This is a genomic window from Pseudarthrobacter sp. L1SW, from assembly GCF_020809045.1.
GTDB lineage: Bacteria > Actinomycetota > Actinomycetes > Actinomycetales > Micrococcaceae > Arthrobacter.
Genome location: NZ_CP078079.1, coordinates 1,318,200 through 1,331,147, shown reverse-complemented (window position 1 = coordinate 1,331,147; position 12,948 = coordinate 1,318,200). Strand labels below are relative to the sequence as shown.

Below are 12,948 nucleotides of genomic sequence, written 5' to 3'. Positions count from 1 at the left end.
GGACTGATCTTTCGCAGCCGGGCGATTAGTCTCGTGATGTGACTACAGACACTTCTCCTGCCGCCCGCCCGCATACCCGCATCGACGCCGTCGCAGATGACTACACCGAGACGCTCATCAGGCTCAATCCGTCCTTCGCCACCACCCTTGGCGTTCCCGGCCACGAAACCGAATACCAGGACTTTTCCCCCGCCGGCATTGCCGGATTCGCCGAGGCAGCACGGAAGGCCCTGACCGACCTCGAAGGCCTCGAACCGGAGGACGACGTTGACTCCGTCACGCTGGACGCCATGCGGGAGCGGCTGGGCCTGCAGCTGCTGATCCACGCGTCCGGCTGGGATTACGCGGACCTGAACAATATTGCGTCCCCTGCGCAGGACATCCGTGCGATCTTCGACCTCATGCCCACGGAGACGGAGCAGGACTGGCAGCACATTGCCGGCCGCGCCCACAATGTTCCGGGCGCCATCAGCGGCTACACCGAATCCCTGCGGGAGGCGAAGGACGCCGGCCGGGTCGCCGCCGCCCGCCAAGTGAACACCGTCATTGAGCAGGTCACCAAGTACGCCGCGGAGGACGGGTTCTTCGCGAAGCTGGCTGCCGGAGCAGCCACCGCCGCCGGCCCCCTGCCTGCCGCCCTCCAGGAAGAGCTCGACGCCGGTGCTGCCGCCGCCCGCAGCGCCTACGCCGGACTGGCCGGCTTCCTCCGCACAGAGCTGCTCCCCGCCGCGCCCGAGAAGGATGCCGTGGGACGGTCCCGCTACGCCCTGGCCTCCCGCTCCTTCCTCGGGGCCACCGTGGACCTGGAGGAAACCTACGCCTGGGGCGTGGAGGAACTTGACCGGCTTATCGCCCAGCAGGAACAGGTAGCCCACACCATCAAGGCCGGCGCCACGATCGCCGAGGCCAAGGAAATCCTGAACAACGACCCCGCCCGCCAGCTGAAGGGAAAGGAAGCCCTGCGGGAGTGGATGCAGGAACTGTCCGACAAAGCGGTGGCCGAGCTTGCCGGCGTCCATTTCGACATCCCCGACGTCATGAAGAAGCTCGAATGCCTCATCGCCCCCACGGACGAAGGAGGCATCTACTACACCGGCCCGTCCGACGATTTCAGCCGCCCGGGCCGCATGTGGTGGTCCGTCCCCGCCGGCGAGGACACCTTCACCACCTGGGCCGAGACCACCACCGTCTACCATGAGGGCGTCCCCGGCCACCACCTCCAGGTGGCCACCGCCACCTACCGCCGGGAACTGCTGAACAAGTGGCGGCGCAACGTGTGCTGGACCTCCGGCCACGGCGAAGGCTGGGCACTGTACGCCGAGAAGCTGATGCAGGAACTTGGCTACCTGGACGATCCCGGCGACCACATGGGCATGCTGGACATGCAGCGGATGCGCGCCGCCCGCGTCGTGTTCGACATCGGCGTCCACCTTGAACTCGAGGTCCCCGAACGCTGGGGCTCCGGCACCTGGACCGCGGACAAGGGCTACCAATTCCTGAAACAGAACCTGCCCATCAGCGAAGGCCAGCTGAAATTCGAGTTCACCCGCTACCTGGGCTGGCCCGGCCAGGCACCCTCCTACAAGGTAGGCCAGCGCCTCTGGGAACAGATCCGCGCCGAACTCGAGTCCCGGCCCGGCTTCGACCTCAAAGAGTTCCACACAAACGCACTCAATGTCGGCTCTGTCGGACTGGACACCCTCCGGCGGGCACTGCTCTGATATGCCAGCTCCGCGGCCGCTATCTGCGAGACATTAAGCACACCTTGGCCGGGAATAAGTAACATAGCCGGCTGGGACCCTTGGTTTCTCGGGGTTGTTTGGGTCTGCATGAAACTGGAGGCGCGTAATATTTCTCAATGTTCTTTCGACGTGGTATGCGGGGTGGCTTTAGCGTGTTCAGGTGAGCACTCAGACAAGCACCCCATCCCCCGCGGGGAAGACCGGCTTCCAGCTGCCCAAGTGGGCCGGCTCGTTCGGCGTCCAGATCATTGCCGCCCTCATCGTGGGCCTGGGCCTCGGCCTGCTGGCCAAGTACACCGGCAGCACCAAGGCCAGCCCCAACGGCCTTGGCGCCACGCTGCAGACCATCGGCTCCAGCTATGTATCCCTGCTGCAGACCGCCGTCGTACCCCTGATCTTCACCGCGGTTGTCAGCTCCATCTCCAACCTCCGCCAGGTGTCCAACGCCGCGAAGCTGGCCTGGAACACGCTCCTTTGGTTCGCCATCACCTCCCTGATCGCCGTGCTGATCGGCATCGGGCTGGGCGTCCTCCTGCAGCCCGGCGCCAACACGGGCATCACCGGGGAAGCCAAGTACTCCGGCAAGTCCGGTGACTGGTGGGCGTTCCTGGTGGGCCTGTTCCCCAAGAACTTCCTGGGACTGGGCGCCAGCTCCACCGTCGCCGAGTCCGGCGCGGTCACCACCTCCGTCAGCTTCAACGTGCTCCAGATCCTGGTGATTGCCATCGCCGTCGGTGTTGCCGCCCTCAAGGTGGGCAAGGCTGCCGAGCCGTTCCTGAACCTGAACGCCTCCGCCCTGGCCGTCATCCAGAAGGTGCTCTGGTGGATCATCCGCATCGCACCGCTGGGCACCGTGGGCCTGATCGGCAACGCCGTGGCGGTGTACGGCTGGGACACCATCGGGTCCCTCGGCAAGTTCACCTTCGCCATCTACGTGGGCCTCGCCCTGGTGCTCTTCGCTGTCTACCCCATCCTGGTCCGCACCCACGGCCTCTCCGTCAAGCAGTACTTCTCCGGCGTGTGGCCCGCCGTGCAGCTGGCCTTCGTTTCCCGCTCCTCCGTGGGAACGCTGCCGCTGACCCAGCGCGTCACCGAACGCAGCCTGGGCGTCCCCCGCGCCTACGCCTCCTTCGCCGTCCCGCTGGGCGCCACCACCAAGATGGACGGCTGCGCGGCCATCTACCCTGCAATCTCGGCGATCTTCGTGGCCCAGTTCTTCGGCATCCAGCTGGACTTCAGCCAGTACCTGCTGATCGCCCTGGTGTCCGTCCTGGGGTCCGCCGCCACCGCCGGAACCACCGGCGCCGTGGTGATGCTCACCCTGACGCTGTCCACGCTGGGACTGCCGCTGGCCGGCGTCGGACTCCTCCTGGCGATCGATCCCATCCTGGACATGGGCCGCACCGCCGTGAACGTGGCAGGCCAGGCACTGGTCCCCACCATCGTGGCCAAGCGCCAGGGCATCCTCGACGAGCAGCTGTACAACGCTCCCCGTAACGGCACGCCCTTCGTGGACGATACTGTCGACGTCGATGCTGCCAACGCCGGCACCACTGCCCCTTCCGACGGGACCTCCACGGATACCGCATCGCGTGAACTGGCGGACGCGAAGGCCTAAGGGCCCCCGCCCACCCAGCGCACCACACAGGGAAGTCCCCGGGAAAAGTTCCCGGGGACTTTCCTGTGTTCGATGCCGTCCTACAGTCAGGCGCCGTCCGGCGGGGCTGGCGTCAGTGACCGCCGCCGCCGATCACGCCGTTCTCCACCGCCTTGGTGACGGCGTCGGCCTCGGCCTGCGTCAGCTTTCCTTCGGTGACGGCCTGGTCCAGCCGGGTCTTGAGGGCGGCAGCCTTCGCAGCCTGCCTCTCGGTGCGGAGCTCCTCCAGCGCGGCGGTGACCTTGGACTCCTCGATGCCCAGCGACTCGGCAAGCGACTTGGCCAGGGCGGCGTCACGTGCGGCGGCGTCCGGCTTCTCCCCCTCCGCCGGCGGGGTGGTGGGCCTGTTGGCTTCGCGGAAGGCCTGGAGCGCCTCCGTCACCTTGGCCTCGTCTACGCCGAGCTTCTCCGCGAGCGCGGAAGCCTGGGCCACGCCCCGCTCGCCGCCCCGGCCGCCGTGCTTGCCCATGCCTCCGCCGGGGGCGGTGCCGGTGCTCCCGTCCGCGGACGCGCTGGAGCTGGCACTGGGTGTGGGAGTGGGGGTTGTGGTGGCGGAGGCCATGCCGGCAACTCCGATACCGGCGCCAAGGACCAGCGCCGCAGCTGACAGGCCGAGGGTCATCTTCTTTGTGCGTGACATTACTTGTCTCCTGGATCCGCCGTCAGGTGACGGCTGCTGATGATTCGCCCTTTCGGGACAGTTCCAGAATTGGGCACCAAGTCATGGGAAGGCTGTTCGGAACCTTTCATTCTCCTGTGAAAGCAACTTGCTCAGAGTGCAAAGTTGCACATAGTGTAAATGCGTGACCGTCTCCGCCGATTCCGCCCATCCGGGAACCTCCGTCCCGCCGCCGGCCGCACTGTCCCGCCGCGAGCTGAACAAGGCGGCCACCCGCCAGGCCATTACCGACGCCGCACTCGGCCTCCTGCGCAGCGCGGGTCCCGGCAACTTCACGGTGGAGGACATCGCGGACGCCGCCGGAATCTCCCGCCGGACCTTCTTCAACTACTTCGGCAGCACCGATGCCGCGCTGGCTTCCATCACGCACGGCTTCCTGGACACCGCCATCCAGCAGTTCAAACTCCGGCCCGCGGAGGAGCCCGTCCTGAAGTCGGCGCAGGAGGCACTGATGGCCCTGGCGGACCCCATGACCGTGGCCCCGCTGGCCGAACTCTTTACCCTGACCCAGCAGAGCACACTCATGTCCCACTCCGAACTTGAAGCCTGGGACCATTGCCGGGAACAGATCACCGCAGTGGCCCGCAGCCGGGCTGCCGCAACACCGGACGCCGGGAATGAGCTGTACCTCCGGGCCTTTGCCGGTTCCGTCATCTCCTGCGGCAAGGCGGCAATGGAGGTCTGGTTTGCCCGCCGCGGCGCGGACCTCTCGCCGGCCTCCCTTGCCGAACTGCGGCAGCTGCTGATCGACGCCATGGCGCTGCTTGGCTCCGGCTTCACCACGGGCACCACCCCTGCCCCCGCACCTTCAGCCTCCCGTTCCTCCTGATCAGATCGGTTTCCTCGCATGGCACTGTTCCTGTACCGCCTGGGCAAATTCTCCTACCGCCGGCGCTGGCTGGTCATCTCGCTCTGGCTCGCCGCCCTGGTTGCCGTGGGCGGCTCAGCCGCCGCCTTCCACGGCACGCTGTCCAACAACTTCCAGATCCCCGGCACCGAGACACAGCGGATCGCGGACAAGCTGAAGGAAGAGCTTCCCTCGGCATCCGGCGGCACCGCCACCATCGTCTTTGAAGCGCCCGACGGCGGTTTCACCGCCGGGAGCCGGGCCGCCGTCTCGGATGCCCTGGAGAAGCTGAAGACCGTGCAGGATGTCCGCGGCACCGTGGACCCCTTCGCCACCCAGGCCCAGGTGGACCAGGCCGGCAAGGCCATCACCGACGGCGAACAGCAGCTTGCCGCGGGCCAGGCACAGCTGGACGCCTCCCGCGTCCAGCTTGAAGCCGGCCAGGCACAGCTGGCCGCGGCAGAACAGCAGCTCACTGCGGCGGGCGCCCCTGCCGCCCTGATCGAAGCCCAGCTCGGCCAGCAGAAGGCCGCCCTGGCCGAAGGACAGGCCCGGCTCGACGCCGGCACCCGGGAGCTGGAAGCCGGCAAGGCAAAGCTCGAGCTGGGCAAGCGCCAGGCAGAGGCATCGTCCGCGATCCGCTTCGTCTCCGAAGACAACCAAGCCGCCGTGGCCCAGGTGCAGTTCAACACCTCCATCAACGGCCTCAGCCCGGAGGTCCGCCAGCAGGTCCAGGACATCGCCCATGAAACTTCCGCCGCCGGCGTCACAGCCTACGCGAGCAAGGAAATCACCGAGGATATCTCCGAACTCTTTGGCGCCGCCGAGGTCATCGGCATCGCCGTCGCCGCGCTGGTCCTGATCCTGATGCTGGGCACCCTGGTTGCCGCCGGCCTGCCGCTGCTGATGGCCATCGTGGGAGTCGGTGTGGGGGTCGGCATCACGTTCGCGCTGTCCGGCCTCTTCGACATGAGCTCCATTTCACCCATGCTGGCCCTGATGCTGGGACTGGCCGTGGGCATCGACTATTCCCTGTTCATCGTCAACCGGCACCGGACGCAGCTGCTCGCCGGAATGGACCCGGAGGAATCGGTGGCCCGGGCTACCGGCACGTCCGGCAATGCGGTGGTTTTCGCTGGCCTGACCGTGATTATCGCCCTGGCAGCGCTGGTAGTGCCCGGGCTGCCGTTCCTCGCGGTCATGGGCCTGGCCGCGGCGGGAACCGTGGCCGTGGCGGTCCTGGTGGCCATTACCCTGACTCCGGCCATGCTGTCCCTGATCGGCCGGCGCGTCATTTCCCGGCGGGCCTGGGCCAAGGCGGAGGCGCACAACGCCGAGCCCGGCCATGAGTCGGCCGATGAGGCAAAGGACCGCGAGCGCAGCACGCATGGCTGGGGCGGCCTCGTCACCCGGCACCCGGTGCTTGCGCTGGCGGCCGGGGTGCTCGTCCTCGGCACCCTCGCGCTTCCGGCCACCCAGCTGCAGCTTGCCCTGCCAGACGGCGGCTCGGAGCCGGTGGACTCCGAGGCCTACCAGGCCTACGACTTGACCGCGCGCAGCTTCGGCGAAGGCGTCACCGGCCCCATCGTGGCCGTGGGTGAATTCCCCGCCAACCTGGACGAGGCCCAGGCGCAGGCGCTGCAGTTTGACGTCGCTGACAAGCTCCGCGCCGTGGATAACGTGGTGGCCGCCGTGCCCGTCGCGCTCAGCGAGGACCGCCGCACCGCTGTCTTCCAGGTCATCCCCGAGGAAGGCCCGGCGAGCGCCAGTACCGTCCAGGTGGTGTCGGAGCTTCGCGGGCTGAACGGCGAAATCCAGTCCGAGTATGGCGTGGCAATGGGACTGACGGGCCAGACCGCCGGCAACGTGGACGTCTCCACGAAACTCGGCGATGCCCTGCCGCCCTACCTGGCCATCGTCGTCGGACTTTCCCTTGTCCTGCTCCTGCTTGTGTTCCGCTCCATCGTGGTGCCGCTGTTGGCAACCGGCGGATTCCTGCTCTCCCTCGCCGCGGCTTTCGGCGCCGTGGTGGCCGTGTACCAGTGGGGCTGGCTGGGTGGGGTCTTCGACGTCGCCAATCCCGGCGCCGTGCTGAGCTTCCTGCCCATCATCCTGATCGGCGTGCTGTTCGGCCTGGCCATGGACTACCAGGTGTTCATCGCCTCCGGAATGCGCGAGGCCTACATGCACGGCTCATCGGCCAAGGAGGCAGTCCGGGTGGGCTTCAGCCACGCTGCCGCCGTGGTCACCGCCGCCGCGATCATCATGGTCAGCGTCTTCGCCGGATTCATCTTCAGCCACCTCACCATGGTGCGCCCGCTTGGCTTCGCCATGGCGTTCGGCGTGCTCCTGGACGCCTTCGTGGTGCGGATGACCATCGTTCCGGCCGTGATGTTCCTGCTGGGCGAAAAGTCCTGGTGGCTCCCCCGCTGGCTGGACCGGATGCTGCCGGACGTGGACGTGGAGGGCGCCAAGCTCAACCGGGCCGAGGCAGCACCGGCGTCCGGGGAACTGGTCCACTAGGCTGAAACTGTGCCCAGCCTGATTCTCGCTTCCCAGTCCCCCGCCCGCACCAAGCTCCTGGCCGAGGCCGGCATCCGCCACACAGTCCTGGTCTCGGACGTGGATGAGGACGCAGTCCAGGCCCGGTACGGCGTTACCGACCCCCATGACACCGCGCTGCTGCTTGCGCGGGCAAAGGCGGAAGCTGTGGCCGCCCTCCCGGAAGCGGAAGGGTCGCTGGTCCTCGGGTGCGACTCCGTGTTCGAGTTCGACGGCGAGGCACACGGCAAGCCGTACACCGCCGAAGTGGCCCGTGAGCGCATGCTCCGCATGAGCGGCAACACAGGGGTGCTGCACACGGGCCACTGGCTGGTGGACTGCCGGGACACGGATCCGGACGACGACGGCGGCGGGGAACAGGGTTCCGGCGCCACTTTGGGGACTGTCGCCTCAGCCACGGTCTCCTTCCTGGAGATGGAACCGGCCGAGATCGATGCCTACATCGCCACCGGCGAACCGCTGCACTGCGCCGGGTCCTTCACCATCGACGGCCTGGGCGGAGCGTTCATCCGCAAGGTCGACGGCGACCCGCACACCGTCGTCGGGCTCTCCATATCCACGCTCCGGGACCTGCTGGCCTCGGCAAACGTGCGCATCACCGACCTCTGGCCCGCGTGACCGGGCCTGCGGCGCACGGAGGCAAAAGTGCCGCATTTCGCAACGTCTTGTAGCTTCCCTACAAAGGCTGGCCCGTTTACACGCGGATTCCGCAAGTAATATCGGCGGAACCTCCAAAACCGCGCTAGGCTCCCTGAAGGAAAGAAGGAGACGCCTTGTCAGCAAATTTGGAGCAGTCCGCAGGATCCACGCAGTCGACCCTCACAAAGGTGCTGATCGCCAACCGCGGTGAAATCGCCGTCCGCATCATCCGCGCCGCCCGTGACGAAGGCATTGCCTCCGTGGCGGTTTACGCGGACCCGGACCGCGATGCCCTGCACGTCCGCCTCGCTGACGAGGCCTATGCCCTGGGCGGGAACACGGCCGCCGAGTCCTACCTGGTGATGGACAAGATCATCGACGCCGCCCGCCAGTCCGGCGCCGACGCCATCCATCCCGGCTACGGCTTCCTGGCCGAAAACGCGCAGTTCGCTGCCCGCGTCATCGACGCCGGCATCACGTGGATCGGGCCCTCCCCGGAAGCCATCTCCGCACTGGGCGACAAGGTGCAGGCCCGGCACATCGCCGAGAAGGTAGGCGCTCCCCAGGTTCCCGGCACCGCCGATCCGGTGGAATCCGCCGAGGAAATCCTCCACTTCGTGGACCAGTACGGCCTGCCCGTGGCCATCAAGGCCGCCTTCGGCGGCGGCGGCCGCGGCATCAAGGTTGCCCGCACCCGCGAGGAAATCCCCGAACTGTTTGAATCCGCCGTTCGCGAAGCCACCGCCGCCTTCGGCCGCGGGGAGTGCTTCATCGAGCGCTTCCTGGACGCCCCCCGGCATGTTGAAACCCAGTGCCTGGCGGACGCCCACGGCAACGTCGTGGTCGTCTCCACCCGCGACTGCTCACTGCAGCGCCGCAACCAGAAACTGGTGGAGGAAGCGCCTGCCCCGTTCCTCACGGAGGAGCAGAACCGGCGCCTCTACGAATCCTCCAAAGCCATCCTCAAGGAGGCCGGCTACCTGGGCGCCGGCACCTGTGAATTCCTGGTGGGCCAGGACGGCACCATCTCCTTCCTCGAGGTCAACACCCGGCTGCAGGTGGAGCACTGCGTCTCCGAGGAAGTCACCGGCATCGACCTCGTGCGCGAGCAGTTCCGCCTGGCCCGCGGCGAAGAGCTGGGCTACGGCGACCCCGAAGTCCGGGGGCACTCCATCGAGTTCCGCATCACCGGCGAGGATCCGGGCCGGAACTTCATGCCCGCACCCGGGACCATCCGTGTCCTGAAGAACCCCACGGGCCCCGGCGTACGGATCGACTCGGGCATCGAACAGGGCGACGAGATCAGCGGCAACTTCGACTCCATGCTCTCCAAGCTGATCGTCACCGGCGCCACCCGCACCCAGGCACTGCAGCGCTCCCGGCGTGCACTCGAGGAGATGGTGGTTGAGGGCATCCCTACCGTCATCCCGTTCGACCTCGCAGTGGTTTCGGATCCGGCTTTCGCCCCGGCCGAGGGACCCTTCAAGGTCCACACCCGCTGGATTGAAACCGAGTTCGTCAACAACCTTCCGGCCTGGACGCCCGACGGCGCTGCCGGGACGGACGGCGCCGAAGAGCGCCAGCGCGTGGTGGTGGAAGTGGGCGGCAAGCGGCTCGAGGTGGTCCTGCCCGCCTCCCTCGGTTCCCTGGGAACGGGAGGCGCGGCAACGGCAGCCAAGCCCGCCAAATCGAAGAAGCGTTCACGCTCCGGCGGCCCCGCCGCTGCCACCGGCAACGCCCTCACCTCCCCCATGCAGGGCACCATCGTGAAGGTCGCCGTCGCCAACGGGGACGTTGTGGCCGAGGGAGACCTGGTGGTGGTCCTCGAGGCGATGAAGATGGAGCAGCCGCTGACCGCGCACCGCTCCGGAACCATCATCGGGCTCCAGGCATCCTCCGGTAAGACAGTGTCCGCCGGGGCCGTCATCGCCATCATCGAAGACTAAGCGGCGGAGGAAACCAATGCTGGCACCCAGTTTCCAGGAAGAGGTGGACCGCTACCACCTTGCCGTCCCCGAAATCACGCAGGGCAACCCGGGCCCCATCAAGGAGCTCTATTCGCAGCTCGACGACGTCACCCTGGCCAACCCGTTCGGCGGGATAGCCCGCGGCTGGGCGCAGGTGGAGGCCCGGCTGGACCAGGCTGCCCGGCAGTTCCAGGACGGCCAAATGCTCGGATTCGACACCATCTCGTCCTACACCGCCCGGGACACCGCCTACCTGGTGGAGACGGAACACTTCCGGGCACGCCTGGACGGTGCCCCGCTGGAGGAGTTCGCGCTCCGGGTCACCAGCATATTCCGGCGCGAGGAAGGCTACTGGAAGCTCGTGCACCGGCACGCGGATCCCGCCGCCCGGCCGCAGTCACGCCGCTCCCTCACCCAGCCTGCCGGCTAATCAGGGCCGGCTGGCAGGCCGGCCCGCAAACCTGCACACTTAGCAGATGCTGCCTTTCCTGCTCCTTGCCTCCCGGGCGGAGGATGCCGCCGCCGAGGACGAGTACGCCGCCTACCTTCGGTACGGCGGACTCGAGCCGCATGAGCTGCGAAGGGTACGCCTGGAAGCTGCGCCGCTGCCGGACCTGGACCTTTCCAACTATTCGGGCGTGATCGTAGGCGGCAGCCCCTTCACCTCCAGCGACCCGCCGGAACAGAAATCCGCCGTCCAGCACCGGGTGGAGCGCGAACTCTCAGGGCTCCTGGACGAGTTGGTGGCGCGGGACTTCCCATTCCTGGGCGCCTGCTACGGCGTGGGCACCCTGGGAAGGCACCAGGGCGCCGTGATCGACAGGACCTACGGCGAGCCCTTGGGCGGGGTTGAGATCGAGCTGACGGACGCCGGACGCGAGGACCCGTTGCTGCAGGGACTGTCACCAACCTTTACGGCTTTCACCGGCCACAAGGAGGCGTGCACAGTCCTGCCGGCGCATGCCGTCCTGCTGGCCCGGTCCGCTGCCTGCCCGGTGCACATGTTCCGGATCCGGGGAAACCTCTACGCCACGCAGTTCCACCCGGAGCTGGACGCCGAAGGCCTCTGCACGCGCATCGACATCTACCGGCATGCCGGCTATTTCCCGCCCGAGTCCGCCGAACAGCTGATGGCGGACGCCCGGCAGTTCACTGCCACCGAACCCATGAAAATCCTGCGCAACTTCGTTGCCCGCTACGCCCGCTGAGCTGCGGCAGCCCGCCGTCGTGCGTTCCTGCCCGGTTACTCCCGCACCCACAGAAAAGTGCCCGGCACGATCCCCGAAGTTATGGGAATCATGCCGGGCACTTCAGCCACTAACTGGGCCGGAATGCACAGGATCCGTCAGGCCACGTTGTTCTCGTAGTCCAGGTCGCGGGTTTCCTTGCTCACGAACAGGGCAATGAGGGTCAGGACCGCCATGGCCGTCAGGTAGACGCCCACCAGGACCGGGCTGCCGTCCGCCAGTTCCCACAGCGCGACGGCGATGAAGGGTGCCACCGCCGCGCCGAGGATGCTGGAGAAGTTGTAGCTGACGGCTGAGCCGGTGTACCGGACGTTCGTCGGGAACAGTTCGGGCAGCAGCGCACCCATGGGCCCGAACGTCAGGCCCATCAGGGAGAAGCCGATCACCAGCAGCGCCATGGTGCCAATGAAACCGCCGCTGAACAGCGGGACGAACAGCAGGCCGAAGACGAAGATGCCGCCGGTAACGGCCAGGAGCATCTTGCGGCGGCCGTACTTCTCGGCCAGCGGGCCGGAGACCAGGGTAAAGATGCCGAAGAAGACGACGCCGGCGATCAGCATCCACAGGAAGTCGTTGCGGGTGTAGCCCAGGCCTGGCACGAAGGCGGCGGCGGCCGCTTCCGTCATGGGCTTGCCGGCCTTTTCAGCCGCAGCCTTTGCAGCCTCCAGGCTGGCCGGGCGGGTGCCGTAGGTCAGGGTGAAGGTGGTCATCAAGTAGAACAGCACGTACGTGGCGAGCATGATGAAGGTACCCAGGATGAGCTGGCGCCAGCTGGTCTTGAACACCCGGCCCAGCGGCAGCTTGGCCACCTCGTTGGACTCGATCACCTTGGTGAAGGCCGGGGTTTCGATCAGCTTGAGGCGGACGTACAGGCCGATGATCACCATCACGGCGCTCAACAGGAACGGAACGCGCCAGCCCCAGGCCTGGAAATCGGCCGGGGAGAGTGAGTAGCTGAACACCAGGAAGATCACGTTGGCGATGATGAAGCCGATGGGGGCGCCCAGCTGCGGGAAGGTGCCGTAGATGGCGCGCTTGTTCGCGGGCGCATTCTCGGTGGCCAGGAGTGCAGCGCCGCTCCATTCACCGCCCAGGGCCAGGCCTTGGGCGAAGCGCATGACCACCAGCAGGGCCGGAGCCCAGAAGGCCCAGCCCGGAACCAGTGCGGTGGGCAGGCAGCCGATGAGGAAGGTGGCAATACCCATGGTCAGCAGGGATGCCACCAGCGTGCCCTTGCGGCCAAACTTGTCGCCGAAGTGGCCAAAGACGATTGAGCCGAGCGGACGGGCCACAAACGCCACACCGAACACCGCAAAGGAGCTCAGGAGCTGGGTTGTTTCGTTCTGGTTGGGGAAGAACAGCTGCGGGAAGACGAGCACCGCGGCCGTGGCGTAGACGTAGAAGTCGTAGAACTCGACTGTGGTGCCGATCAGGCTGGCTACGATCACGCGGCCCCGGGAGTTCACCGGCTGCGGGGATCCGGGCACCGTGGAGGTTTCGGTGGATGACATAGGTAAACGCTTTCGTGAGAACCGTCCGGACGCAGCAGTCGCGCGCCGGGTCGAAATATTTAGAGTTCAATATTAGTTCCCGCGGTCCAGTCAATGG

The 12,948-nt window shown here is 67.0% G+C and carries 10 protein-coding genes; 8 read left to right on the top strand and 2 right to left on the bottom strand.

All coding sequences use genetic code 11. The features are described 5' to 3' along the window. Positions 1 to 38: 38 nt before the first annotated feature. Together KTR40_RS06170 and KTR40_RS06165 are read left to right on the top strand one after the other, a co-directional pair. Positions 39 to 1,721 (top strand): DUF885 domain-containing protein, encoded by a 1,683-nt coding sequence (locus tag KTR40_RS06170; RefSeq protein WP_139028591.1) that lies wholly within the window; start codon positions 39 to 41, stop codon positions 1,719 to 1,721. Positions 1,722 to 1,902: 181 nt separating this feature from the next. After that, the gene (locus tag KTR40_RS06165; RefSeq protein WP_228405618.1) at positions 1,903 to 3,360 is read left to right on the top strand and encodes a dicarboxylate/amino acid:cation symporter; all 1,458 of its coding nucleotides are present in this window, start codon (positions 1,903 to 1,905) and stop codon (positions 3,358 to 3,360) included. A 112-nt stretch (positions 3,361 to 3,472) separates the two neighbouring features. Here the strand turns inward: KTR40_RS06165 and KTR40_RS06160 are convergent, their stop codons facing one another. After that, positions 3,473 to 4,039, bottom strand: coding sequence for a hypothetical protein (locus KTR40_RS06160; protein WP_228405617.1), 567 nt, complete (start codon positions 4,037 to 4,039; stop codon positions 3,473 to 3,475). 163 nt (positions 4,040 to 4,202) lie between these two features. Here KTR40_RS06160 and KTR40_RS06155 point away from each other — a divergent pair, with 163 nt between their 5' ends. The 6 genes from KTR40_RS06155 to KTR40_RS06130 all read left to right on the top strand — a co-directional run bounded on the left by KTR40_RS06155 (position 4,203) and on the right by KTR40_RS06130 (position 11,301). Next, positions 4,203 to 4,907, top strand: a complete 705-nt coding sequence (locus tag KTR40_RS06155) for a TetR/AcrR family transcriptional regulator (RefSeq protein WP_139028588.1) — start codon at positions 4,203 to 4,205, stop codon at positions 4,905 to 4,907. A gap of 18 nt (positions 4,908 to 4,925) precedes the next feature. After that, entirely contained in the window at positions 4,926 to 7,448 is a 2,523-nt protein-coding gene (locus KTR40_RS06150) for an MMPL family transporter (protein WP_228405616.1), read from the top strand. Between the two features lie 9 nt (positions 7,449 to 7,457). Beyond that, the gene (locus KTR40_RS06145) at positions 7,458 to 8,105 is read left to right on the top strand and encodes a nucleoside triphosphate pyrophosphatase (protein WP_228405615.1); all 648 of its coding nucleotides are present in this window, start codon (positions 7,458 to 7,460) and stop codon (positions 8,103 to 8,105) included. 155 nt (positions 8,106 to 8,260) lie between these two features. After that, positions 8,261 to 10,072 (top strand): biotin carboxylase N-terminal domain-containing protein, encoded by a 1,812-nt coding sequence (locus KTR40_RS06140; RefSeq protein WP_228405614.1) that lies wholly within the window; start codon positions 8,261 to 8,263, stop codon positions 10,070 to 10,072. Between the two features lie 16 nt (positions 10,073 to 10,088). After that, a complete protein-coding gene (locus KTR40_RS06135; RefSeq protein ID WP_120692120.1) occupies positions 10,089 to 10,523 on the top strand; it encodes a nuclear transport factor 2 family protein in 435 nt (144 codons plus the stop codon). A gap of 46 nt (positions 10,524 to 10,569) precedes the next feature. Next, positions 10,570 to 11,301, top strand: a complete 732-nt coding sequence (locus KTR40_RS06130) for a glutamine amidotransferase (RefSeq protein ID WP_228405613.1) — start codon at positions 10,570 to 10,572, stop codon at positions 11,299 to 11,301. Between the two features lie 137 nt (positions 11,302 to 11,438). On the opposite strand, the gene KTR40_RS06125 is transcribed toward KTR40_RS06130, so the two are convergent. Further along, positions 11,439 to 12,851: an MFS transporter gene (locus KTR40_RS06125; RefSeq protein ID WP_228405612.1), complete on the bottom strand. Its 1,413-nt coding sequence runs from the start codon at positions 12,849 to 12,851 to the stop codon at positions 11,439 to 11,441. Between the last annotated feature and the right edge of the window lie 97 nt (positions 12,852 to 12,948).